The sequence below is a fragment of the Curtobacterium sp. MCLR17_034 genome (genome assembly GCF_003234485.1).
Classification (GTDB): Bacteria; Actinomycetota; Actinomycetes; order Actinomycetales; family Microbacteriaceae; genus Curtobacterium; species Curtobacterium flaccumfaciens.
Map to the genome: position 1 here is coordinate 26,203 of NZ_QKTH01000022.1, position 24,095 is coordinate 50,297.

The window sequence follows — 24,095 nt, forward strand, 5'->3', positions numbered from 1 at the left end:
CGCCCCTTGACGGTCATCGCGCCCCGGTGTGCGGGGGCGCGATGACCGTGGCGGGGCGCGATCGCGTGCGCCCCGCGCCCCGCGCGCCCTCGCCGCACCCGCCCGCCGGACGCGCACCGGGCCTCCAGGCAGGCTGCCGGGACCGGCTGGCAGGGTAGGACGCATGCCCGCAGCCACCGAACACCCCACCACGCGCCGCCGCTGGCCCGTCGTCCTGCTCGTGGTCGTCGTCGTGCTCGCCGCCCTCGTCGTCGTCGCCGAGTTCGTGCTGCGCGGCGTCGTCGACCGGATCATCGCCCAGCAGGTCGAGCAGTCGCTGCCGGACGGCACGACCGGCGAGGTCGACGCCCACGCCGAGGGCATCGTCATCCCGCAGCTCATCAGCGGCACGCTCGACCGCGTCGAGATCTCCTCGGCGAAGCTCACGGTGGACGGCATCCCGCTCGCCGCCGACGTCACCGCGCAGGACGTCCCGGTGGACGGCAAGGGCGACGTCCGCGACGTCGACGGCACGGTCACCCTGGCGTCGTCGAGCGTCAAGGACCTGGCGAAGTACAGCCCGCTGTTCGACCGGCTGAACCTGGTCGACGGCGGCGTCGAACTGACGGGGTCGTCATCGGTGCTCGGCTACGACATCACCTACGCGGCCAAGGGTGCCGTCGTCGCGCAGGACGACGGCCGCGGCATCTCGATCACCCCGGAGAGCGTCCGGATCACGAACTCCGACCTCGGCCTGAAGGTCGACTCGATCCCGGGCGTCACCGGTGTCCCGGTGCAGGTCTGCACCGCGCAGTTCCTACCCGAGGCGCTGCGCGTGCGCTCGCTCGACGTGTCGAAGTCGGACGCGACGGTCCGCATCACCGCGGATGCGCTGCCGCTCAACGAGGACGGCCTGCGGACGGTCGGCAGCTGCGGCTGAGCGGACGGGTGCGTAACGCGGCCTGGAGGAACGGCTCGCGTCGGTAGGATCGGGTCCCGTGAGCGAGAACCCCCTTGCACCGCCGCGGCTGCGGTTCCCGACGGACGCCTCCGAACTGGTGGACCGCATCTGGCCCGCGTCCGCGACGCGGACCGACGACGGCACCCTGGCGATCGGCGGCATCAGCGCGACGGACCTGGTCGCGCAGTTCGGCACGCCCCTGTACGTCGTCGACGAGCGTGACGTCCAGTCCCGTGCCGTCCGTGTGCGGAACGCGTTCGCCGAGGCGTTCGAGCGCATCGGCAGCCACGCGCACGTCTACTACGCCGGCAAGGCCTTCCTGACGACGCAGGTCGTCGCGTGGATGGCCGAGGCCGACCTGCGCGTCGACGTCTGCACCGCCGGTGAGCTCGCCGTCGCCCTGGCCGGCGGCATCGACCCCGGCCGGCTCGGCTTCCACGGCAACGACAAGTCCGACGCCGAGATCACCCGCGCGGTCGAGGTCGGCATCGGCACGATCGTGCTCGACAGCCACGAAGAGGTGCAGCGAGTCGCCCGTGCCGCCGCCGACGCCGGGGTCGTGCAGCGCGTCCGCATCCGGATCAACACCGGCGTGCACGCGTCCACCCACGAGTACCTGGCGACCGCTCGCGAAGACCAGAAGTTCGGCATCCCGCTGTCCGAGGCCGTCGAGGCCGCGGCAGCCGTCCGCGCCGAGCCCTCGCTCGCCTTCGTCGGGCTGCACTCGCACATCGGCTCGCAGATCTTCGACGACGCCGGCTTCCGCGAGGCCGCACGTCGACTCATGGACGTGCACGCGACGCTCGTGGCCTCCGGGCCGGTGCCCGAGCTGAACCTCGGCGGCGGCTGGGGCATCGACTACACCGAGGCCGACTCGGCCTTCGCCCCCGAGGACGTCGCCGACGCACTGGCCACGATCATCGGCGAGGCCTGCGCCGAGCGCGGCATCCCGGTGCCGGACATCGCCGTCGAGCCGGGCCGCTACATCATCGGCCCGCCCGGGGTGACGCTCTACCGCGTCGGCACGATCAAGCCCGTCACGCTCGAGACCGACGACGGCGGCAGCGCGACCCGCACGTACGTCTCGGTCGACGGGGGGATGAGCGACAACATCCGTCCCGCCCTGTACGGCGCCGACTACACGGCCCGGCTCGCCCGCACCTCGGACGCACCAGCGGTGCTGAGCCGCGTCGTCGGCAAGCACTGCGAGAGCGGCGACGTCGTGGTGAACGACGAGTACCTGCCCGGCGACGTGCAGCGCGGTGACCTGCTCGCGGTCGCGGCCACCGGGGCCTACTGCTGGGCGCTGTCGAGCAACTACAACCACGTGGGCCGCCCGCCGGTCGTCGCCGTCGCGGACGGCACAGCCCGTATCCTCGTGCGGGGCGAGACGATCGACGACCTCCTCGCCCGTGACACCGGGGTCGCCGCCGTGCCCGCCGACGGCACCGGCCGCTGACCCCCGACCCGACCGGGTCCGCCCACCCCGCAGGGCGCACCCCCACCGACAGGAACCGCTACCAGATGATCGAATACCGCAACGTCCGTGTCGCGCTGCTCGGGGCCGGCTCGGTCGGTTCCCAGGTCGCGCGACTGCTCCTCGAGCACGGCGACGAGCTGGCCTCGCGCGCCGGTGCCGGGCTGGAGCTGGTCGGGATCGCCGTGCGCGACGTGGACGCGCAGCGCGACGTCGACCTGCCGGCGGAGCTCTTCACCACGGACGCGGCATCGCTCATCCTCGGCGCGGACATCGTCGTCGAGCTCATCGGCGGCATCGAGCCGGCGCGCACCCTCGTGCTCCAGGCCCTGCAGTCGGGCGCGGACGTCGTCACCGGCAACAAGGCGCTGCTCGCGACCCACGGCCCGGAACTCTTCGCCGCGGCCGAGCAGGTCGGCGCGCAGCTCTACTACGAGGCCGCCGTGGCCGGGGCGATCCCGATCATCCGTCCGCTGCACGACTCGCTCGCCGGTGACCGCATCGTCCGGATCATGGGCATCGTCAACGGCACCACGAACTTCATCCTCGACCTGATGGACCGCAAGGGCTCCACGTTCGAGGACGCCCTGGCCACCGCGACGGAGCTCGGCTACGCCGAGGCCGACCCGACCGCCGACGTCGAGGGCTACGACGCCGCGCAGAAGGCCGCGATCCTGGCCTCGCTGGCGTTCCACACCTCGGTGCCGCTCGCCGCCGTGCACCGCGAGGGCATCACCCACGTCACGATCGACCAGGTCCGCGCCGCCCGCAAGGCCGGCTACGTCGTGAAGATCCTGGCGACCGCCGAGCGGCTCACCGACGAGCACGGCCGCGAGGGTGTCAGTGCCCGCGTCTACCCGGCCCTCGTGCCCGAGTCGCACCCGCTCGCGAGCGTGCACGGTGCGAAGAACGCGGTGTTCGTCGAGGCCGAGGCCGCCGGCGACCTGATGTTCTACGGCGCGGGTGCCGGTGGCGTCGAGACGGCCTCGGCGGTCCTCGGCGACCTGGTCTCCGCGGCCCGCCGGCACGTCATCGGCGGCCCGGGTGTCGCCGAGTCGACGCAGTCCGAGCTGCCGGTGTTCCCGATCGGCACCGTCCGCACGAGCTACCAGATCACCCTGCACGTCACGGACGCCCCCGGCGTGCTGTCGACGGTCGCCGGCGTGCTCGCGAAGCACGGCGTCAGCGTCGAGACGGTCGAGCAGACCACCACCGGCGCAGCCGAGGGGACCGCGACGCTCGTCATCGGCACCCACCTGGCGCGCGAGGCCGACCTGGCGGACACCGTCGTCGCCCTCCGTGGCGAGGACGTCGTCCTGGACGTCACCAGCGTCCTGCGCGTCGTCGGTCGCTGACGCGACCACGGGCCTCCAGGCCGACCTGCAGGCCCACCGAGCCGCACCACCACCAGATCCACCCCACCGGACAGAGAGAGAAGCCTGATGGCCCACCAGTGGCAGGGAGTCCTGCGCGAGTACGCCGACCGACTCGACGTGACCGAGGCGACGCCCATCGTCACGCTCGGTGAGGGCGGCACGCCGCTCATCCCGGCTCGTCGGCTCTCCGAGCGCACCGGCGCCGAGGTCTACGTGAAGTTCGAGGGCATGAACCCGACGGGTTCGTTCAAGGACCGCGGCATGACGATGGCGATCTCGAAGGCCGTCGAGCACGGCGCGAAGGCCGTCATCTGCGCCTCGACCGGCAACACCAGCGCCTCGGCCGCCGCGTACGCCACGCACGCCGGCATCACCGCTGCGGTGCTCGTGCCCGAGGGCAAGATCGCCATGGGCAAGCTCAGCCAGGCCGTCGCCCACGACGCCCAGCTGCTGCAGGTGCAGGGCAACTTCGACGACTGCCTCGACATCGCCCGCGACCTGGCGGCGAACTACCCGGTGCACCTCGTCAACTCCGTCAACAACGACCGCATCGAGGGGCAGAAGACCGCCGCGTTCGAGGTCGTCGACGTCCTCGGTGACGCACCGGACTTCCACTTCCTGCCCGTCGGCAACGCGGGCAACTACACCGCGTACTCGCGCGGCTACCGCGAGGACGTCGCCGCCGGCCGCAGCACCAAGCTGCCCCGCATGTTCGGGTTCCAGGCCGCCGGTTCCGCCCCGATCGTGCACGGCGAGGTCGTCCGGCACCCCGACACCATCGCGTCGGCGATCCGCATCGGCAACCCGGCCTCGTGGCAGTTCGCGCTCGAGGCGCGGGAGGAGACCGACGGCTACTTCGGCGCCATCACCGACGAGGCCATCCTCGCCGCACACCGCATCCTGTCTGCCGAGGTCGGCGTCTTCGTCGAGCCCGCATCGGCCATCGGTGTCGCCGGGCTCCTCGAGCGTGCCGACGCCGGTGTCGTGCCGAAGGGCGCGAAGGTCGTCATCACGGTCACGGGCCACGGCCTGAAGGACCCGCAGTGGGCCCTCCGCACGCCGGACGGCGGCGAGGTCACCCCGACGAGCGTGCCGGTCGACACGAAGTCGATCGCCGACGTGCTCGGTCTGGTCAGCGAGCAGTGATCTCCGACCGCTCGTCCGGACCGGGAGAGGGCATGACCGCCCGCAGTGCTGTACCGGCCGGACGGGCGGTCCGTGCGCTGCCGACCGGATCGGCGGTCCGCGTCCGGGTGCCGGCAACGTCGGCGAACCTCGGCCCCGGCTTCGACTCGCTCGGCCTCGCGCTCTCGCTCTACGACGAGGTCGTGGTGCGCGTCCGCCGCGAACCCGGCGCGACCGTCACGGTCGAGGGCGTCGGTGCCGGCGAGGTCGCCACGGACGACACGAACCTCGTCGTCCGTGCGGTCCGCCGTGGCCTGGAGCACGCCGGTGTCGAGCAGCCCGGTCTCGAGCTGCACGCCACGAACGCGATCCCGCACGGCCGCGGTCTCGGTTCCTCCGCCGCGGCGATCGTCGCCGGGCTGATGGCTGCCCGTGGTCTGCTCGAGGGCATCGTCGACCTGGACGCCTCGACGCTCCTGACCCTGGCCACCGAGATGGAGGGCCACCCGGACAACGTCGCGCCGGCGCTCTTCGGCGGCCTGACGATCGCGTGGATGACCGCCGAGGGCCCGGCCTACAAGCGGCTCCTGGTGCACCGCGGTGTCGCCCCGGTGGTGTTCGTGCCGACCTCGACGCTCTCGACCAAGCTCGCGCGCTCCCTGCAGCCCGAGCAGGTCCCGCACGCCGACGCCGCGTTCAACGTCTCCCGTTCGGCGCTGCTCGTGGCGGCACTCATCCAGAGCCCCGAGCTGCTGCTCGCCGCGACCGAGGACCGGCTGCACCAGGCGTACCGCGCCAGCGCCATGCCCGAGACCGACGCCCTGATCCGGTTGCTCCGGCAGCACGGCCTCGCCGCGGTGGTCTCCGGTGCCGGGCCGAGCCTGCTCGTCCTCGGCAGCGACCCGGCACAGCGCCTGACCGCCGCCGAACTGGTGCAGCGACACGCCGAATCCGACTGGCGGCCGCTCATGCTGGCCGTCGATCTCGGTGGTGCTACAGTGGCAGCGCACTCGGCGCTCGAAGCCGAACCCGCGTAACCGTACGGATCGCTCGTCCTCAGGACAGCTCCTGCGACGTCGCAGGGTCCGGTGCGCGAGTGTGCATCTCTTTCTGATCACCGAATCCCGATCCGTCGTCTGAACGGCGGTCGATGCTCACCCTGCATCCGGGACGGTGGAAACTCTCCGCGTTCTGCGGTTCGAAAGGAAACACCGACCTTGACCGACAACAACTCCGCCCAGGTGGAGATCCCCAGCGACCTGCGTGCCCTCCGACTCCCGGAGCTCCAGCGCATCGCCTCCTCGCTCGGCATCACCGGGCTCTCCAAGCTCCGCAAGGGCGACCTGATCGCCTCCATCGAGGACAAGCGTCCCGTCGACGAAACGCCGGCCGCCCCGGCCGCCGCCGCCGTCGCCGAGACCCCCGCCGAGCCGGCCGCCACCGAGCAGCCGACCCTGCCGGAGCCCGCCGAGACCCCCGCGCAGCCCGCTTCCGAGGCCCCCGGCGCCGACCCCGAGGCCTCCGCCGAGTCGGCAGCCCCGAGCCGTGCCCGTCGTTCGCGCCGCGCATCGTCCGGCGGCACCGTGAACGCGGCGCCGACCTCGGCCGCCGAGCACACCAACCACGGCCAGACCGGCACCGAGGACCTCCTCGCCGGGCTCGACCAGGTCCGCGCCGAGAAGGACGCCCAGGAAGCCGCGCAGTCCGGCTCGCAGCGTCGCGGCCGTGGCCAGCGGAACGCCGAGCAGCGTGGCACCGACCAGCGTGGCACCGAGCAGCGCGCCGCCGACCAGGGCCAGCAGGCGTCGGCACCCGCCGAGGCCGAGCAGCCGAGCCAGGCGGGCCAGCAGGACCAGCAGGCTCCGACGTCCGCCGTGCAGGCCGACCAGGACCAGAACGAGTCCGGCGACCAGAACGACCAAGGCGACCAGAACTCCGAGCAGGGCGAGGGCGGCTCGCGTCGCGGTCGTCGCAGCCGTGGTCGCGGTCGTGGCCGTGGCCAGAACGCCGAGAACGGCGAGCAGCAGAACGGCGCCGAGCAGCACAACGGCGGCCAGAATGCCGGCCAGCAGAAGCAGAACGGTGCCGACCAGCAGAACGGCGGCCAGCAGAACGGCGGCCAGCAGAAGCAGAACGGCGCCGAGCAGCAGAACGGCCAGCAGAACGGCGGCCAGAAGCAGAACGACCAGCCGAAGCAGGCCGAGGCCAAGCAGGACGACAAGGCCGACCAGAAGCAGCAGCAGAACGCTGGTCAGCAGAAGCAGCAGACCAGCGGTCAGCAGAAGCAGCAGCAGCAACAGCACGCCGACGAGGCCGAGAGTGGCCGCAGCCGTCGCCAGCGCGACCGCAAGCGCGGCCGCGGCGGCCAGAACGACGACTTCGAGCCCGAGGTCACCGAGGACGACGTCCTGATCCCGATCGCGGGCATCCTCGACGTCCTCGACAACTACGCGTTCGTCCGCACCACCGGGTACCTGCCGGGCCCGAGCGACGTCTACGTCTCCCTCGGCCAGGTGAAGAAGTACCACCTGCGCAAGGGCGACGCCGTCGTCGGTTCGATCAAGCAGCCGCGTGACGGCGAGCAGCAGAGCCGCCAGAAGTACAACGCGCTCGTGGCCGTCGAGTCGATCAACGGCCAGTCCGCCGACGAGGCCGCGGCCCGCGTCGACTTCAACGACCTCACCCCGCTGTACCCGAACGAGCGCCTGCGCCTCGAGACGGAGCCGGGCAAGCTGTCGACCCGCATCATCGACCTCGTGTCGCCGATCGGCAAGGGCCAGCGCGGTCTCATCGTGTCCCCGCCGAAGGCCGGCAAGACCGTCGTGCTGCAGGCCATCGCGAACGCCGTCGCCAAGAACAACCCCGAGGCGCACCTGATGGTCGTCCTCGTCGACGAGCGGCCCGAAGAGGTCACCGACATGCAGCGCACGGTGAAGGGCGAGGTCATCGCCTCGACCTTCGACCGTCCCGCCGAGGACCACACCACCGTCGCGGAGCTCGCCATCGAGCGTGCGAAGCGCCTGGTGGAGCTGGGCCACGACGTCGTGCTGCTGCTCGACTCGATCACCCGCCTGGGCCGTGCGTACAACCTGTCGACCCCGCCGTCGGGCCGCGTGCTCTCCGGTGGCGTCGACTCGGCGGCGCTCTACCCGCCGAAGCGCTTCTTCGGCGCCGCGCGCAACATCGAGGACGGCGGCTCGCTGACCATCCTCGCGACCGCGCTCGTCGAGACCGGCTCCAAGATGGACGAGGTCATCTTCGAGGAGTTCAAGGGCACCGGCAACATGGAGCTCCGCCTGAACCGGCACCTCGCCGACAAGCGGATCTTCCCCGCCGTCGACGTGAACGCCTCTGGTACCCGTCGCGAGGAGCAGCTGCTCTCCGCCGACGAGGTCAAGATCACCTGGCGTCTGCGCCGGGCCCTCGCCGGGCTCGACCCGCAGCAGGCCCTCGAGATCGTGCTGCGGAACCTCAAGGAGACGCAGTCGAACGTCGAGTTCCTGGTGCAGGTGCAGAAGTCGGTCCCCTCGACCGGCGCCCACCACAACGGCCACCAGGAGTAACGCGTGTTCGAGTCGGTAGCGGGGCTGCTGGCGGAACACGAGGACCTGACACAGCAGCTGTCGGACCCCGCGCTCCACGCCGATGCGGCCCGGGCGAAGAAGGTGAACCGGCGGTACGCCGAGCTCAACCAGATCAAGTCCGCGTACGAGGCCTGTCAGGCGGCGGGGGACGACCTCGCCGCCGCCCAGGAACTCGCGCGTGAAGACGCAGCGTTCGCAGACGAGGTCCCCGGGCTCGAGGAGCAGCTGTCGGAGCGCCAGGAGCGTCTCCGCCGGCTGCTCATCCCGCGCGACCCCGACGACGGCCGTGACGTCATCATGGAGATCAAGGGCGGCGAGGGCGGCGAGGAATCGGCGCTGTTCGCGGCCGACCTCCTGCGCATGTACTCGCACTACGCCGAGACCAAGGGCTGGAAGGTCGAGCTCCTCGAGCGCACCGAGTCCGACCTGGGTGGCTACAAGGACGTCCAGGTCGCGATCAAGTCGAACACGACCGATCCGTCCCAGGGCGTCTGGGCGCACCTGAAGTACGAGGGCGGTGTGCACCGCGTCCAGCGTGTGCCGCAGACCGAGTCGCAGGGGCGCATCCACACCTCGACCACCGGCGTGCTGGTGTTCCCCGAGGTGGACGAGCCCGAAGAGGTCCAGATCAACCAGAACGACCTCAAGATCGACGTCTACCGGTCCTCCGGCCCCGGCGGGCAGTCCGTCAACACGACGGACTCCGCGGTCCGCATCACCCACCTGCCCACGGGCATCACGGTGGCGATGCAGAACGAGAAGTCGCAGCTGCAGAACCGCGAGGCCGGCATGCGCGTGCTCCGCGCACGCATCCTCGCGCGCCAGCAGGAGGAGCTCGACGCGATCGCCTCGGACGCGCGCAAGTCGCAGATCCGCGGGATGGACCGTTCGGAGCGCATCCGCACGTACAACTTCCCGGAGAACCGGATCGCGGACCACCGCACCGGCTACAAGGCGTACGACCTCGACCGCGTGATGAACGGTGCCCTCGAGCCCGTCATCCAGTCCGCCATCCAGGCGGACGAAGAGGCACGTCTGGCCGCCATCGGCGACCAGGACGCGTAAGCGCACACCCAGCCTGGAGGCCCGGATCACCGCCGACACGCCCCTCACGTACGCCGCGGATCGCCTGCTCGAGCAGGCGACCGCGGCGCTTGTCGCCGTCGGCGTGCCGACGCCCCGGGTCGACGCGGAGCTGCTGCTCGCGTGGGCGACCGACACCTCGCGCGGTGCCGTCCAGGCCCGTGCGCTGATCGGTGGCGGCATCGCGCCGGAGCACGTCGAGCGCTTCCGGCATGCCGTCGCCCGCCGTGCCACCCGTGAGCCGCTGCAGCACATCACCGGGCAGGCGTACTTCCGTGCGCTCACCCTTGCCGTCGGACCTGGCGTGTTCGTGCCCCGTCCGGAGACCGAGGGCGTCGTGCAGTTCGGCATCGACGCGCTGCGGGCGACCGCGGTCCCCGAGCCGATCGCCGTGGACCTGGGCTCCGGCAGCGGTGCGATCGCGATCGCGATGGACACCGAGGTGCCGAACGCCGTGGTGTACGCCGTCGAGCGGTCAGCCGAGGCCCTGCCCTGGACCCGGCGGAACGTCGACGCCCACGGTGGGACGGTCCGGCTCGTCGAGGGCGACCTCGCCGACGCGCTGCCGGAACTCGACGGCACCGTGTCCGTCGTCGTGTCGAACCCGCCGTACGTGCCGGACGACGCGATCCCGATCGACCCCGAGGTCCGCGACCACGACCCGGCGATGGCGCTCTACGGCGGGCCGGACGGCCTCGACGCCGTCCGGGCTCTCGCCGAGACGGCCTGGCGGTTACTGGTGCCCGGGGGAGTCCTGGTCGTCGAGCACGCCGAGCCGCAGGGCGCCGGAGTCCGGGAGGTCCTGGCGCGCCGGGGGTTCCGCACCCCGGAGACGCACGTCGACCTGACGGGGCGCGACCGCACGACCACCGCGACGCGCTAGCCGGGGTCGAGCCGGGCCTCCCGTCGCTCGGCCGTGCTGCGGTGCCGGGAGAATCCGGGCGTACCTGGTGAGATCGGGCGTACCGGGTCGTTCGGAATGACCAGGTGTGCCCGTTCTTGCTCTCCAGCGCGACCGCGATGGGAAGGAACGGGCGTGGCGGGCGTGGGGCGGGCCTCCCGTCGCTCACCCGCGCGTGCGTGTGCCGGGTGGATCCGAGCGTACCTGGTGGGATCGGGCGTACCTGGTGGGATCGGGCGTACCGGGTCGTTCGGGATGACCAGGTGTGCCCGTTCTTGCTTTCCAGCGCGACCGCGATGGGAAGGAACGGGCGTGGCGGGCTACGCGACGGGGGAGGCCTCGCGCTGCTGCGCCGCGACGAAAGCGCGGACGTGCTCCCGCAGGTCGGTGTCGTGCTCGACCAGGACCGCGTGGATGCCGACGCTGCGCGCACCCGCGATGTTCTCGGGCATGTCGTCGGCGAAGAAGGTGCGCTCCGCGGGGACCCCGTGGTGGGCGATCGCGCGCTGGAAGACCTCCGGCTCGGGCTTCCGTGCGCCGAAGTTGCTCGACGTGTCCAGGTGCTCGCCGAAGACCTCGGGCAGGGACGGCGCCCACTCGTGGATCCAGCGGCCGGCGAGCGGACCGTTGTTGGTGAGCAGCCCGACACGCCCGTGCTCGCTCGCGATCCGGACCGCCTCGATGCGTTCCGGCAGCTCGGTCATGGCGGATCCGCGGATCCGGGCCCAGTCGGCCTCGGGGACGTCGCACTCCATCGCGCGCTCGAACGCGGCGAGGTACTCGTCGCCGTCGGCGAACCCACCGGCCTCGGCACGCATCTCGTGACCGCAGTCCCACCAGCGGCGACGGAGCTCCTGGAACTCGTGTCCGGTGAACTCGGAGAGCGCGGCCATGCGCACCTGCCAGTCGTACCGGACCAGGACGTCGTCCATGTCGAAGAGGAACAGGAGCGGGGGTGCGGGCGTCTCGTTCACGATGTCCACCATTGTGTCGCACTATCATCGTCGAGTCATGGCATCCCGATACGACTGCACCGACTCCGACGGGCTCCTGACCGGGATGCGGCTCGCACGTGCCGCCCTCGGACGCGGAGAGCTCGTCGTGGTCCCCACCGACACCGTCTACGGCCTGGCCGCGGACGCCTTCAGCGCGACGGCCGTGCAGCGGCTGCTCGACGCGAAGGGCCGCACGCGGCAGTCGCCGCCGCCCGTGCTCATCCCCGGTCCGCCCACGCTCGACGCCCTCGCCAGCGAGGTCCCGCAGCCGGTTCGCGACCTGGTGGCCGAGTTCTGGCCGGGCGGGCTGACCGTCATCCTGCACGCACAGCCGTCGCTCGACTGGGACCTCGGCGAGACGCGCGGCACGGTCGCGCTGCGGATGCCGGACTCGCGGATCGCCCTCGAGCTCCTGCAGGAGGTCGGGCCCCTCGCGGTCTCGTCCGCGAACTCCACGGGTGACCCGGCCGCGATGGACGTCGACGCCGCCGAGCGGATGCTCGGTGACAGCGTCGCGATCTACCTGGACGGCGGACCCGTCGAGGTGCACGACGGCTTCGAGGCCAGCACCGGCTCGACCATCGTCGACGCCACCGGGCTGTCGGACGGCGGGAAGCTCCGCATCGTCCGGCACGGGGTGATCCCCGACGAGGGGATCATCCGGGTCGTCGGAGCCGACCTCGTCACATGAAGTACTACCTGCTCGCCGGGGCCATCGCCGCGGTCGTGAGCTTCGTGATGAGCCTGATTGTCTGGAAGCTCGGGCTGAAGTACAAGTGGTACCCGCAGGTCCGCGAGCGGGACGTGCACCGCACCCCGACGCCACGGCTCGGTGGCATCGCGATGTACATCGGCGTCATCGTCTCGTTGCTCGCGGCCTGGTTCCTGTTCCCGTCGATAGCGGGGACCGACTACTTCCGGCTCGTGTTCTCCGAACCGGGTCGCGTGCTCGCGGTGCTCGGGGGAGCGACCATCATCGTGGTCCTCGGCGTCGCGGACGACATCTGGGACCTCGACTGGATGACGAAGCTCGCCGGGCAGATCATCGCGGCGGGCATCCTCGCCTGGCAGGGCGTCGCGATCGTCTCGCTGCCCATCGGCAACACGCTGGGCGTCGGCTCGTCGTACATGAGCCTGATCTTCACCGTGCTGGCGGTGGTGCTCGTGATGAACGCGGTGAACTTCATCGACGGGCTCGACGGCCTGGTGGCCGGCGTCGCGATCATCGCCGGCGGGGTCTTCTTCCTCTACACGTTCTTCATCAACCGCGTGGTCGTCCAGACCGAGTTCTTCTTCAACCTGCCCTCGCTGCTCACCGCCGTCCTCGTCGGGGCCTGCTTCGGCTTCCTCATCCTGAACTGGCACCCCGCCAAGCTCTTCATGGGCGACGCCGGTGCGCTGCTCGTCGGGTTCCTGATGGCCACGAGCGCGGTCTCGGTCACGGGCAACATCGACCCGGCGGCGGTGCAGACACGCCAGGCGCTGCTGCCGGCGTTCATCCCGATCCTGCTGCCGTTCGCGATCCTGATCGTCCCGATCCTGGACTTCGGTCTCGCGGTCACCCGACGGCTCAGCGCGGGCAAGTCGCCGTTCTCGGCCGACCGGAAGCACCTGCACCACCGCCTGCTCGACATGGGGCACTCGCACTTCCACGCGGTGCTGATCTTCTACGCCTGGACCGCGACCGTCGCCTTCGGGTGCCTGCTGTTCCTCTTCGTGGACTGGTACTGGGTCGTCGTCTTCGTGTCCGTCGGCTTCACCGTGTGTGCCGTCGCGACCTTCGCGCCGCTCGGCCGGAAGCGCACGGAGATCGCCGCCCAGACCGCCAACCGTTCCGCCGCCGTGGTGGATGCCAGCCTCGACCCGCTCGACCGGGCTGCCAACGACCGCACGATCCCTGGAGACAACACGTGACCGCACCGAACGCGCTCGACCACGTCCGGCCGGTGTTCCGCCGCATCATCACCTGGGGAGCGGTCCTCGCCGTCGCCCTGGCGGTGGTCGGCGGGCTCATCGGGTTCCTCGTCGCGGACGGCCCCGGACTGGTCGGGGGACTGCTCGGCGCGGTGCTGAGCGTCGTGTTCCTCGGGCTCACCGCCGTCAGTGTCCTCGTCGCGCTGCGCGTCTCGAAGGGGCAGATGATCTCGGGTGCCTTCTTCGGCATCGTGATGGGCACCTGGCTGCTCAAGTTCATCGTCTTCATCGTGCTGCTGGTCATGCTCAAGGACCGCGACTGGGTCGACTTCCCGGTGCTCGCGATCGTGATCATCGCGGGGGTCGTCGGCTCCCTGGTGATCGACGTCGTCGCCGTCGCGAAGGCCCGCATCCCGATCGGCGTCCGGCTGCCGGGCGACGGCCTCGACGACTCCGCGGACGCTGGGAACCCGACCCCCCGCGTCTGAGAAGCCGGGAAGCCTCTCGCACCTGATAGGCTTCTCGAAGTCCGCTACCGGAGCCTTTCGCTCGGGGCGGACGAGCCTCCACAACGTCCACCATCGCGTGCCATGATGTGCGCGCGCCGACACAGGAGACAGCGCTGCTATCCCACGCTCTTCCCCTGTCCCTCTCCGCTGCGGTTGACACCGTCGCGGCGGGGAGCAGCAAGGCCGCCGAGTTCCATGGTCCGTCGATCAACGAGTTCTTCCCGGATGCGATCTTCTTCGCCGGGACGCCGTTCGAGATCGATCGGGTCGTCCTCATCCGCTTCTTCGCCGTCGCCGTGCTCCTGGTGTTCGCGTTCGTGGGTACCCGTGCACTGAAGCTCGTGCCGAACCGCGGTCAGGCGTTCATCGAGTACGCGTTCGACGTCGTCCGTCGCAACACCTTCGACAACCTCGGAGAGAAGGACGGCAAGCGTTTCCTGCCGCTCCTGGCGACGATCTTCTTCGGCGTGCTGTTCATGAACCTGACCGGTCTGATCCCGGGCATGAACCTCGCCGGCACCAGCCGCATCGCGATGCCGATGATCCTGGCGATCGTCGCGTACCTCGCCTTCATCTACGCCGGTCTCCGCAAGCACCCGGGCACGTTCCTCAAGAACTCGCTCTTCCCGCCCGGGGTGCCGTGGCCGCTGTACATCATCGTGACGCCGATCGAGCTCGTCTCCACCTTCGTGCTCCGTCCCGTCACGCTGACGCTGCGACTCCTGATGAACATGGTCGTGGGGCACCTGCTCCTCGTGCTGTTCTTCTCGGCCACGCAGTTCTTCTTCTTCGACGCTTCGCTCGGCTTCAAGGCCTTCGGCGTCGGGACCATCGCGTTCGGCATCGCGTTCAGCTTCTTCGAGGTCCTCGTCGCGCTGCTGCAGGCCTACGTCTTCATGCTCCTCACCGCCGTCTACATCCAGCTGGCGCTGGCCGACGAGCACTGATTCCTCACTGACCCCCTACGGGACCGGCGACCGTCGGACCCGCACCTCGAAAGGAAAACACGTGGACGCAACGACCGTTCTCGCGGAGATCAACGGCAACATCGCGACGGTTGGCTACGGCCTCGCAGCGATCGGCCCGGCCATCGGTGTCGGCATCGTCGTCGGTAAGACGATCGAGTCCGTCGCTCGCCAGCCCGAGCTCCAGGGCCGCCTGACGACCCTCATGTACATCGGTATCGCCTTCACCGAGGCCCTGGCCTTCATCGGTATCGCCACGTACTTCATCTTCACCAACTAAGGTTCCTCGATGCAGAACGCACTCATCATCGCGGCGGAGGAAGCGCACAATCCGCTGATCCCGCCGGTGTACGACATCGTGTGGTCGGCGCTCGCCTTCGTCATCATCTTCCTGGTGATGTGGCGTGTCGTCACGCCGCGCATCACGAAGATGCTCGATGAGCGCACCGAGGCCATCGAGGGCGGCATCAAGAAGGCCGAGGCCGCTCAGGAGCAGGCTGCCGCTGCGCTCGACGAGTACAACAAGCAGCTCGCTGACGCACGTGCCGAGGCTTCGCGCATCCGTGAGCAGGCCCGCGCCGACGCCACGGCGATCGGCAACGAGGTCCGCGAGCAGGCGGCCGCCGATGCAGCACGCATCACGGCCAACGCCCAGGCGCAGATCGAGGCCGAGCGCCAGAGCGCCGTCCAGGCACTCCGATCCGAAGTGGGCACCCTCGCGCTGGACCTCGCGTCCGGAGTGATCGGTGAATCCCTCAAGGACGACGCCAAGTCGACCGCAGTGGTCGACCGCTTCCTCGCCGACCTCGAGGCCTCGCAGGCCACGAAGACGGGGGAGCACTGAGCATGCGCAGCGCTACCAGAGAAGCACTCGCGTCCACCAGGGCGGTGCTGTCGGACCTCGGTCCGAGCGCCGGCCTGGCCGCGGGTGCCGAGATCCTCGCCTCCGGGCGTGCGATCGCCGGTGCGCCGCAGCTGCTCGGGCTGCTGTCCGACCCCACGGCCGACGCGGCCGGCAAGAAGGTCCTCATCGACCGTGTCTTCGCCGGACAGTCGGACGCGACGCGTGCGGTCCTGACCGCGGTGGCCGGCTCGCGCTGGTCCTCGCAGCAGGACCTGCTCGCGGGCATCGAGGACGCGGGCATCCGCGCCGTCGCCGCCACCGCGGGTCCGGACTCGTCGATCGAGTCGGAGCTGTTCGCCTTCGAGACCGCCGTCCGCTCGGACGCCGGCCTCGAGCTGGCGCTCGGCACCAAGCTCGGCAGCCCCGAGCAGAAGGGCGCGCTCGTCGAGCGGCTCCTCGGTGCCAAGGCCTCGGAGCAGACGATCACGATCGTGTCGGCCCTGGTGCAGCAGCCCCGCGGCCGCCGCATCGGTGAGATCGTCCGCGACGCCTCGCGCATCGTGGCCGAGCAGGCCGGCAAGCTCGTCGCGACCGTCGTCACGGCGACGCCGCTGACCCCCGCCCAGTCGGCCCGCGTCACGCGCGGTCTGTCCGAGCGGTACGGCAAGGACATCAGCATCAACCAGGTCGTCGACCCCACGGTCGTCGGCGGGGTCCGGGTGCAGATCGGCGGCGACGTCATCGACGGCACCGTGTCCACGCGACTCTCGGAGCTCCGGCTCCAGCTCGCCGGCTAGGCGTACGGTCGAAGCCGCTCCTCCCCAAGTCCACAACGGGAACTGCCGAGTCCGGCAGCGTCACCCTCTCGGAGCCGAAGGGCCCCGGAAAACCACAAGGAAAATCCCATGGCAGACATCACCATCAGCCCCGATGAGATCCGTGATGCCCTGAAGGACTTCGTCTCGAACTACGAGCCGACGAAGGCCTCCACGGCCGAGGTCGGGCACGTCACCGACGCCGGTGACGGCATCGCCCACGTCGAGGGTCTCCCCGGCGTCATGGCGAACGAGCTCATCCGTTTCGCGGACGGCACGCTCGGCCTGGCGCAGAACCTCGACGAAGACGAGATCGGTGCCATCGTGCTCGGCGAGTTCGGCGGCATCGAGGAGGGCATGGAGGTCACCCGCACGGGTGAGGTCCTCTCCGCCCCCGTCGGCGACGCCTTCCTCGGTCGCGTCGTCGACCCGCTCGGCGCCCCGATCGACGGTCTCGGCGAGATCGCCGCAGAGGGCCGTCGTGCCCTCGAGCTCCAGGCTCCCGGCGTCATGGCCCGCAAGTCGGTCCACCAGCCGCTGCAGACCGGTATCAAGGCCATCGACGCGATGATCCCCGTCGGCCGTGGTCAGCGTCAGCTGATCATCGGCGACCGCCAGACCGGCAAGACGGCCATCGCGATCGACACGATCATCAACCAGAAGGCCAACTGGGAGTCCGGCGACGAGGAGAAGCAGGTTCGCTGCATCTACGTCGCCATCGGTCAGAAGGGCTCCACGATCGCCTCCGTCAAGGGTGCGCTCGAGGACGCCGGTGCGATGGAGTACACCACCATCGTCGCCGCTCCGGCCTCCGACCCGGCCGGCTTCAAGTACCTCGCCCCGTACACCGGTTCGGCCATCGGCCAGCACTGGATGTACCAGGGCAAGCACGTCCTCATCATCTTCGATGACCTGTCGAAGCAGGCCGAGGCCTACCGTGCGGTGTCGCTCCTCCTGCGTCGTCCGCCGGGCCGCGAGGCCTACCCGGGTGACGTCTTCTACCTGCACTCCCGTCTGCTGGAGCGTTGCGCGAAGCTGTCCGACGAGCTCGGCGCCGGTTCGATGACGGGTCTCCCGATCATCGAGACCAAGGCGAACGACGTCTCGGCGTACATCCCGACCAACGTCATCTCCATCACCGACGGCCAGATCTTCCTGCAGTCGGACCTCTTCAACGCGAACCAGCGTCCGGCCGTCGACGTGGGCATCTCGGTGTCCCGCGTCGGTGGTGACGCCCAGGTGAAGTCGATCAAGAAGGTCTCCGGCACGCTGAAGCTCGAGCTGGCGCAGTACCGCTCGCTCGAGGCGTTCGCGATGTTCGCGTCCGACCTCGACCAGGCGTCGCGTCGTCAGCTGGAGCGCGGTGCGCGTCTGACCGAGCTCCTCAAGCAGCCGCAGTACTCGCCGTACCCGGTCGAGGAGCAGGTCGTCTCGATCTGGGCCGGCACGAACGGCAAGCTCGACACCGTCCCGGTGCCGGACGTGCTCCGCTTCGAGTCCGAACTGCTTGACCACCTGCGTCGCAACTCCGACGTCCTCACGACGCTGCGCGAGACGAACCAGCTCAGCGACGAGACCGTCGCCGAGATGGACAAGCAGATCGACGAGTTCACGAAGAGCTTCCAGACGAGCGACGGCAAGACCCTCGGCTCCGAGCAGTTCGACGCGGCTGAGGCCGAGGACGTCGACCAGGAGCAGATCGTCAAGGGTCGTCGCTAGATGGCAGCGCAGGTCCGGGTCTACCGCCAGCGGATCAAGTCGGCGAAGACCACGAAGAAGGTCACCCGCGCCATGGAGTTGATCTCGGCGTCGCGGATCCAGAAGGCGCAGGCCCGCATGGCTGCGTCCGGTCCGTACTCGCGGGCTGTCACGCGTGCGGTGTCGGCCGTGGCGACGTTCTCGAACGTCGACCACGTGCTGACCACCGAGCCGGAGTCGTCGACCCGTGCAGCCGTCGTGCTCTTCACCTCGGACCGCGGCCTGAACGGCGCGTTCAGCACGAACGTCCTCAAGCAGGGCGAGGAGCTCGCCTCCCTGCTCCGCAGCGAGGGCAAGGACGTCGTCTACTACCTGGTCGGCCGCAAGTCCGTCGGGTACTTCGCGTTCCGTGAGCGTCCGTCCGAGCAGCAGTGGGTCGGCAACACCGACCAGCCGGAGTTCTCTACGGCCAAGGAGATCGGCGACGCCGTCGTGGCGAAGTTCCTCCAGGACACCGCTGACGGCGGCGTGGACGAGATCCACATCGTGTTCAACCGGTTCATCAGCCTGGCGACCCAGGAGCCGCAGGTCGTTCGCCTGCTGCCCCTCGAGGTCGTCGAGGGCATTGACGAGCCCGAGGGCAACGAGCCCCTGCCGCTCTACGAGTTCGAGCCGGACGCCGATGCGGTGCTCGACTCGCTGCTCCCGGTCTACATCGAGAGCCGCATCTTCAACGCCATGCTGCAGTCGGCTGCTTCCGAGCACGCCGCGCGTCAGAAGGCGATGAAGGCGGCCAGCGACAACGCCGACTCGCTGATCCGTGACTTCACCCGACTCGCGAACAACGCGCGTCAGGCGGAGATCACCCAGCAGATCTCCGAGATCGTCGGCGGCGCCGACGCCCTCTCGTCGAAGAAGAAGTAGTCCGCGTCGTTCGCGGACAGATACCCACCCTCAGGAAGGCACCAGCCATGACCGACACCGCAACCACCGCGGTCGAGACGTCGTCGGCGCCCGGTGTCGGCCGGATCGCCCGTGTCACGGGCCCCGTCGTCGACATCGAGTTCCCCCACGACGCAATCCCGGAGATGTACAACCTCCTGTTCACGACCATCACCATCGGTGACTCGTCGCAGGAGATCGGCCTCGAGGTCGCGCAGCACCTGGGCGACGACCTCGTCCGTGCCATCTCCCTGAAGCCGACCGACGGCCTGGTCCGTGGCCAGGAGGTCCGTGACTCGGGCGCTCCGATCTCGGTCCCCGTCGGCGACGTCACCAAGGGCAAGGTCTTCGACGTCCTCGGGAACGTGCTCAACACGGACGAGAAGCTCGAGATCACCGAGCGCTGGCCGATCCACCGCAAGGCCCCGGCCTTCGACCAGCTCGAGTCCAAGACCTCGATGTTCGAGACCGGCATCAAGTCCATCGACCTCCTCACCCCGTACGTGCAGGGTGGCAAGATCGGCCTCTTCGGTGGTGCGGGCGTCGGCAAGACCGTCCTCATCCAGGAGATGATCCAGCGCGTCGCGCAGGACCACGGTGGTGTCTCGGTGTTCGCCGGTGTCGGGGAGCGCACCCGTGAGGGCAACGACCTCATCGGTGAGATGGAAGAGGCGGGTGTCTTCGACAAGACGGCCCTCGTGTTCGGCCAGATGGACGAGCCGCCGGGAACGCGTCTCCGCGTGGCCCTGTCGGCGCTGACGATGGCGGAGTACTTCCGCGATGTCCAGAAGCAGGACGTGCTCCTCTTCATCGACAACATCTTCCGCTTCACGCAGGCCGGCTCCGAGGTCTCGACGCTGCTCGGCCGCATGCCGTCCGCCGTGGGTTACCAGCCCAACCTCGCCGACGAGATGGGTGTGCTCCAGGAGCGCATCACCTCGACGCGCGGTCACTCGATCACCTCGCTGCAGGCGATCTACGTGCCGGCTGACGACTACACCGACCCGGCTCCGGCCACCACGTTCGCGCACCTCGACGCGACGACCGAGCTCTCCCGTGAGATCGCATCGCAGGGTCTGTACCCCGCGATCGACCCGCTGGCCTCGACGTCGCGCATCATGGACCCGCGCTACCTGGGTGCCGACCACTACGAGACGGCCACGCGCGTCAAGCAGATCCTCCAGAAGAACAAGGAACTGCAGGAGATCATCGCCATCCTCGGTGTCGACGAGCTCTCCGAAGAGGACAAGATCACGGTCGAGCGCGCTCGTCGTATCCAGCAGTTCCTCTCGCAGAACACCTACATGGCGAAGAAGTTCACGGGTGTCGAGGGCTCCACGGTGCCGCTCAAGGACACCATCGAGTCCTTCCGCGCCATCGCCGACGGCGAGTTCGACCACGTTGCGACCCAGGCGTTCTTCAACGTCGGTGGCATCAACGACGTGGAAGAGAAGTGGGCTCAGATCCAGAAGGAGAACCGCTGACATGGCGGGTCTCAGCGTGAGCGTCGTCTCGGCGGACCGTGAGGTCTGGTCGGGCGACACCACCATGGTCGTCGCACGGACGACAGAGGGCCAGATCGGCATCCTCGCCGGACACGAGCCGATGCTCGCGATCCTGGCGCAGGGTCAGGTCCGCATCACGCGGGCCGACGGGTCGACCGTCGCGGTCGACGCCGAGGACGGCTTCCTGTCGGTCGAGCACGACACGGTGACGATCGTCGCGCGGCAGGCCGCGCTGGCGTCCTGACCGGACTGACCGTCCTGCTCCCGCCTTCGGAGACGAAGCGGGAGGGCGGGGACACGAGCCGCACGCTCGATCTGCGTGCGCTCTCGTTCCCGGAACTGGCCGATGAGCGGGCCGCGGTGATCACCGCGGCCCGCTTCGTCAGTTCCGAGGAGTCCTCGGCCAGGACGGCGCTCAAGCTCGGTCCGAAGTCGATCGCCGAGCGGCTCCGGAACCTCGAGCTCGACACCTCGGGCACCATGCCCGCGATCGAGCGGTACACCGGGGTCCTCTACGACCCGTTGGGCGCGCAGGACGCGGATGCGGCGACCCGTGCGTGGTGGGCGGAACACGTGATCGTGCAGTCCGCGATGTTCGGTCCGATCGGTGCCGGTGACCCGATCCCGGCGTACCGGCTCTCACACGACTCCCGGCTCGGCTCGATCCGGTTGGCCGCGCACTGGCCCGCGGTGTCAACCCGTTCCCTGCTGACCCGTGCGGACGGCCTGGTGCTCGACCTGCGGTCCGAGGGGTACCGGCAGCTCGGTCCCGTGTCCGGAGCAGTGGCACCACGGGTGGTGAGCGTCGACGGCTCCGGTCGTCGTCGTGCGCTGAACCACTGGAACAAGACCGCGAAGGGTCGCCTGGTGGCGCTGCTCGCCCGCACCGGCGCGAGCATCGGCAGCATGGACGACCTGGTCGGTTGGGCGGCCGCGAACGGCGTGGTCGTCGAGCGCAACGAGGGTGGCTGGGACCTGGTCGCCGAGAGCCTGGAGCCCGTCGTCGCCTGAGCGGGTGCCGGGTTGGGTGCCGGGTCGGCTCGTCCTCCACAGGCGTGAGCGGGCTCGCTCCGGTCCACAGATGGTCGGGGCGACCCTGCCTGGAGGCTCCAAGCACGTTTCGATGGCGTGCATGATCCCTCTCACGGCACAGTCCGGCCCCGGCTCCGCAGTCCGTTTCCCTCGCGAGATCGCCGCGGCGGTCACCCTCCCCGCTGCGGCGGCCGCGCTGGTCGCGCCCGGTCGCGCCGACCTGTCGACGGCCGCTGCGACGGCCGTGGTGACCGCGTGCGGCGCACTCGCGCCCCGGATGGCCCTGGTGCCGTTCATCGCGGCGCAGGGCACACCCGATCCCCGGTCGATCCGGGTGTTCGACCCCTTCGCGGATCCGACACCGCCGGCGCTCCACGGTTTCGGCCCGGCTCCCGATCGGGCCCGCGTGCGGCTCGCCGGTGACCGGTGTGCCGATGCATGGCGCGTGTGGCGGGCGCAGGACGGCCCGTTCGACGGATCGTCGGGCGCTGCCGGCGCCCTGTCGCTCGGCGCCTGGTGTGCGTGGGCGCTCGGGTCGTGGGCCCGGGCGGAGACGCGTGCCCGGTACGCCCTCGAGACCCGCGCGGACGACCCGCTCGCGGGGCTCGTCCTGCGCTCGGTCGTCGCGGGCAGCGGGCCGTCGTGGGAGCGTCGATGACGTGGGGTCGACCGGATCGTCTACGGTGGGGGAGACCACACTGGGAGGGCTCCGGTTGTACGACGACGACATCGAGGACACCGTCATCCGGCGACCCCGACGATCGCTGGGCGACCGGACGGCGGACGCCGTCGACGACACCGTCATCCGGCGCGCAGGTCCCGTCGTCCCGGGAGCCGGTCCCGACCCCGACCCCGACCCCGGTTCCGACGACGGGGTCCTCGGTGACACGGTCATCCGGCCCGCGGCCGGGGCAACCGACCAGCCACCCGCAGCGGTGGACGACGTCGATCCGGAGGACACCGTCGTCCGGGTGCCGGCGCGACCCGGTGCCGGGCCGAGCCCGTTCCTGGGTGCCGCCCCGGGCCTCCCGGCCGTCCCGGCGGTGCCCGCCGCCCCCACGGCACGCGTGCCCTCGATCCGCATCGGCGACCGCACCTTCCGGCTCGACCACCCGGTGGTCATCGGGCGACGGCCGTCGCTGCCGCGGGTCACCCGTGGCCCGCAGCCCGAACTCGTGACCGTGCGGTCGACGTACGGGCAGGTGTCGTCGTCCCACGTCCGGATGCACGCCGAGGGCGAAGCCGTCGTCGTGCAGGACCTCCGGTCCACCAACGGGACCGTCGTCCGCCCGGCCGGGGCGCCCGCCTACCGCATGGCGTCGGGTGCGTCGATCGTCGCGCTGACGGGTACGGTAGTCGAGATCGGTGACGGCAACGCCATCGAGGTCCTCTCGCCGTACCTCCGGGTCGCACCGACGGCAGAGGGGCTGCCTCCGGTTCCCCCGTGGCCCTCCGATCAGACAGCACACGGCACGCCCCGACCCACCAGAGAGCGATCCTGACACGTGACCGAACTCGGCCGAGCAGCCACTGCGCACGCCATCGACGTCCCCGGTGCCGACGGCGCCACCCTGACACTCTCGTGGGGAGCCGCGACCGACGTCGGTCGGCGGCGTGACCACAACGAGGACAGCTACATCGTGGGCGCGCCGTTCTTCGTCGTCGCCGACGGCATGGGCGGACACCTCGCGGGCGACCGTGCCAGTGACGCGGTCGTGCGTCGGCTCGAGCAGGTGACGGCCGAACCGTTCACCACGCGTCAGGGCATCCAGCGTGCGCTGCTCCTCGCGACCGCCGACATCGAGCGTGCAGCCGGCGGCAACGCCATCGGCGCGGGCACCACCGTCACCGGGATCGCGCTCGTGGCCTCGCTCGGGCAGCCCGCGGCGCTCGTGTTCAACGTCGGTGACTCCCGCACCTACCGCATCGAGGACGGCGTGCTCCGCCGCGTCACCGTCGACCACTCGGTGGTGCAGGAGATGGTGGACGCCGGCCTGCTTCGTGCCGAGGACGCCGAGCAGCACCCGGACAGCAACGTCATCACGCGTGCGGTCGGCTTCGGCGAACCGCCGGCGCCGGACTGGTGGACCCTGCCCCTGCGGGCCGGCGACCGCTACATCGTCTGTTCCGACGGGCTCACCAAGGAGCTCGGCGACGCCGGGATCGCGCGCATCGCCGCACGTGAGCCGGGCGCGCAGGACCTGGCAGAGCGCCTCGTCGGCGACGCCGTCGTGGCCGGCGGTCGTGACAACGTCACCGTGGTGGTGCTGCAGGTCGATGCCGCACCGGACGACGGCGACCTCGAGGACACGCTGCCGCGCCACTAGCTGGCCCCCGAACTGGGGGAACACGTCGAGCTGTGGGGGATCGGCGTGCGGAATGTCGGTCAC

The 24,095-nt window shown here is 70.3% G+C and carries 24 protein-coding genes; 23 read left to right on the top strand and 1 reads right to left on the bottom strand.

The window, feature by feature from the left end; translation table 11 throughout:
• The first annotated feature begins 163 nt into the window (after positions 1 to 163).
• The 8 genes from DEI98_RS18785 (at position 164) to prmC (ending at position 10,468) form a co-directional block, all read left to right on the top strand.
• Entirely contained in the window at positions 164 to 919 is a 756-nt protein-coding gene (locus DEI98_RS18785) for an LmeA family phospholipid-binding protein (protein WP_111101369.1), read from the top strand.
• A gap of 58 nt (positions 920 to 977) precedes the next feature.
• Positions 978 to 2,399 carry a diaminopimelate decarboxylase gene (gene lysA, locus DEI98_RS16620; protein WP_111101370.1) on the top strand — a complete coding sequence of 474 codons (1,422 nt, stop codon included), beginning with the start codon at positions 978 to 980 and terminating at the stop codon, positions 2,397 to 2,399.
• 65 nt (positions 2,400 to 2,464) lie between these two features.
• Positions 2,465 to 3,772 carry a homoserine dehydrogenase gene (locus tag DEI98_RS16625; RefSeq protein ID WP_071244794.1) on the top strand — a complete coding sequence of 436 codons (1,308 nt, stop codon included), beginning with the start codon at positions 2,465 to 2,467 and terminating at the stop codon, positions 3,770 to 3,772.
• Between the two features lie 87 nt (positions 3,773 to 3,859).
• The gene (gene thrC / locus DEI98_RS16630) at positions 3,860 to 4,939 is read left to right on the top strand and encodes a threonine synthase (protein WP_071404606.1); all 1,080 of its coding nucleotides are present in this window, start codon (positions 3,860 to 3,862) and stop codon (positions 4,937 to 4,939) included.
• A 32-nt stretch (positions 4,940 to 4,971) separates the two neighbouring features.
• On the top strand, positions 4,972 to 5,955 hold the full coding sequence (thrB, locus tag DEI98_RS16635) for a homoserine kinase (protein ID WP_181438076.1): 984 nt from the start codon (positions 4,972 to 4,974) through the stop codon (positions 5,953 to 5,955).
• Between the two features lie 180 nt (positions 5,956 to 6,135).
• Positions 6,136 to 8,481: a transcription termination factor Rho gene (gene rho / locus DEI98_RS16640; RefSeq protein WP_111101371.1), complete on the top strand. Its 2,346-nt coding sequence runs from the start codon at positions 6,136 to 6,138 to the stop codon at positions 8,479 to 8,481.
• A 3-nt stretch (positions 8,482 to 8,484) separates the two neighbouring features.
• Entirely contained in the window at positions 8,485 to 9,567 is a 1,083-nt protein-coding gene (prfA, locus tag DEI98_RS16645) for a peptide chain release factor 1 (protein ID WP_111101372.1), read from the top strand.
• 103 nt (positions 9,568 to 9,670) lie between these two features.
• Positions 9,671 to 10,468, top strand: coding sequence for a peptide chain release factor N(5)-glutamine methyltransferase (gene prmC / locus DEI98_RS16650; RefSeq protein ID WP_375334823.1), 798 nt, complete (start codon positions 9,671 to 9,673; stop codon positions 10,466 to 10,468).
• 338 nt (positions 10,469 to 10,806) lie between these two features.
• On the opposite strand, the gene DEI98_RS16655 is transcribed toward prmC, so the two are convergent.
• Entirely contained in the window at positions 10,807 to 11,460 is a 654-nt protein-coding gene (locus tag DEI98_RS16655) for an HAD family phosphatase (RefSeq protein WP_139196861.1), read from the bottom strand.
• Positions 11,461 to 11,497: 37 nt separating this feature from the next.
• Here DEI98_RS16655 and DEI98_RS16660 point away from each other — a divergent pair, with 37 nt between their 5' ends.
• The 15 genes from DEI98_RS16660 (at position 11,498) to DEI98_RS16730 (ending at position 24,032) form a co-directional block, all read left to right on the top strand.
• Positions 11,498 to 12,172 (top strand): L-threonylcarbamoyladenylate synthase, encoded by a 675-nt coding sequence (locus tag DEI98_RS16660; protein WP_111101373.1) that lies wholly within the window; start codon positions 11,498 to 11,500, stop codon positions 12,170 to 12,172.
• Positions 12,169 to 13,395: an MraY family glycosyltransferase gene (locus DEI98_RS16665; protein WP_111101374.1), complete on the top strand. Its 1,227-nt coding sequence runs from the start codon at positions 12,169 to 12,171 to the stop codon at positions 13,393 to 13,395. Before DEI98_RS16660 ends, DEI98_RS16665 begins: the two co-directional genes overlap by 4 nt.
• Entirely contained in the window at positions 13,392 to 13,883 is a 492-nt protein-coding gene (locus DEI98_RS16670; protein WP_258370915.1) for a hypothetical protein, read from the top strand. Before DEI98_RS16665 ends, DEI98_RS16670 begins: the two co-directional genes overlap by 4 nt.
• A 107-nt stretch (positions 13,884 to 13,990) precedes the next feature.
• A complete protein-coding gene (gene atpB / locus DEI98_RS16675; RefSeq protein ID WP_027465782.1) occupies positions 13,991 to 14,851 on the top strand; it encodes a F0F1 ATP synthase subunit A in 861 nt (286 codons plus the stop codon).
• 61 nt (positions 14,852 to 14,912) lie between these two features.
• A complete protein-coding gene (gene atpE, locus DEI98_RS16680; protein ID WP_027465781.1) occupies positions 14,913 to 15,149 on the top strand; it encodes an ATP synthase F0 subunit C in 237 nt (78 codons plus the stop codon).
• A 9-nt stretch (positions 15,150 to 15,158) separates the two neighbouring features.
• Positions 15,159 to 15,713 (top strand): F0F1 ATP synthase subunit B, encoded by a 555-nt coding sequence (locus tag DEI98_RS16685; protein ID WP_110859012.1) that lies wholly within the window; start codon positions 15,159 to 15,161, stop codon positions 15,711 to 15,713.
• Between the two features lie 2 nt (positions 15,714 to 15,715).
• Positions 15,716 to 16,510: a F0F1 ATP synthase subunit delta gene (locus tag DEI98_RS16690; protein WP_027465779.1), complete on the top strand. Its 795-nt coding sequence runs from the start codon at positions 15,716 to 15,718 to the stop codon at positions 16,508 to 16,510.
• A gap of 108 nt (positions 16,511 to 16,618) precedes the next feature.
• Positions 16,619 to 18,247: a F0F1 ATP synthase subunit alpha gene (gene atpA, locus DEI98_RS16695; RefSeq protein ID WP_111101375.1), complete on the top strand. Its 1,629-nt coding sequence runs from the start codon at positions 16,619 to 16,621 to the stop codon at positions 18,245 to 18,247.
• Entirely contained in the window at positions 18,248 to 19,150 is a 903-nt protein-coding gene (locus DEI98_RS16700) for a F0F1 ATP synthase subunit gamma (RefSeq protein WP_027465777.1), read from the top strand.
• A gap of 47 nt (positions 19,151 to 19,197) precedes the next feature.
• Complete coding sequence (gene atpD, locus DEI98_RS16705; protein WP_017885744.1) at positions 19,198 to 20,652, top strand: F0F1 ATP synthase subunit beta; 1,455 nt, start codon at positions 19,198 to 19,200, stop codon at positions 20,650 to 20,652.
• 1 nt (position 20,653) lies between these two features.
• A complete protein-coding gene (locus tag DEI98_RS16710; protein ID WP_027465776.1) occupies positions 20,654 to 20,917 on the top strand; it encodes a F0F1 ATP synthase subunit epsilon in 264 nt (87 codons plus the stop codon).
• A 14-nt stretch (positions 20,918 to 20,931) separates the two neighbouring features.
• Positions 20,932 to 21,684, top strand: a complete 753-nt coding sequence (locus DEI98_RS16715) for a YaaA family protein (protein ID WP_258370650.1) — start codon at positions 20,932 to 20,934, stop codon at positions 21,682 to 21,684.
• 121 nt (positions 21,685 to 21,805) lie between these two features.
• The gene (locus DEI98_RS16720; protein ID WP_027465775.1) at positions 21,806 to 22,363 is read left to right on the top strand and encodes a hypothetical protein; all 558 of its coding nucleotides are present in this window, start codon (positions 21,806 to 21,808) and stop codon (positions 22,361 to 22,363) included.
• A 25-nt stretch (positions 22,364 to 22,388) separates the two neighbouring features.
• Positions 22,389 to 23,207 (top strand): FHA domain-containing protein, encoded by an 819-nt coding sequence (locus DEI98_RS16725; RefSeq protein ID WP_146243548.1) that lies wholly within the window; start codon positions 22,389 to 22,391, stop codon positions 23,205 to 23,207.
• A gap of 3 nt (positions 23,208 to 23,210) precedes the next feature.
• Positions 23,211 to 24,032 carry a PP2C family serine/threonine-protein phosphatase gene (locus DEI98_RS16730; RefSeq protein ID WP_017885739.1) on the top strand — a complete coding sequence of 274 codons (822 nt, stop codon included), beginning with the start codon at positions 23,211 to 23,213 and terminating at the stop codon, positions 24,030 to 24,032.
• Positions 24,033 to 24,095: the final 63 nt, after the last annotated feature.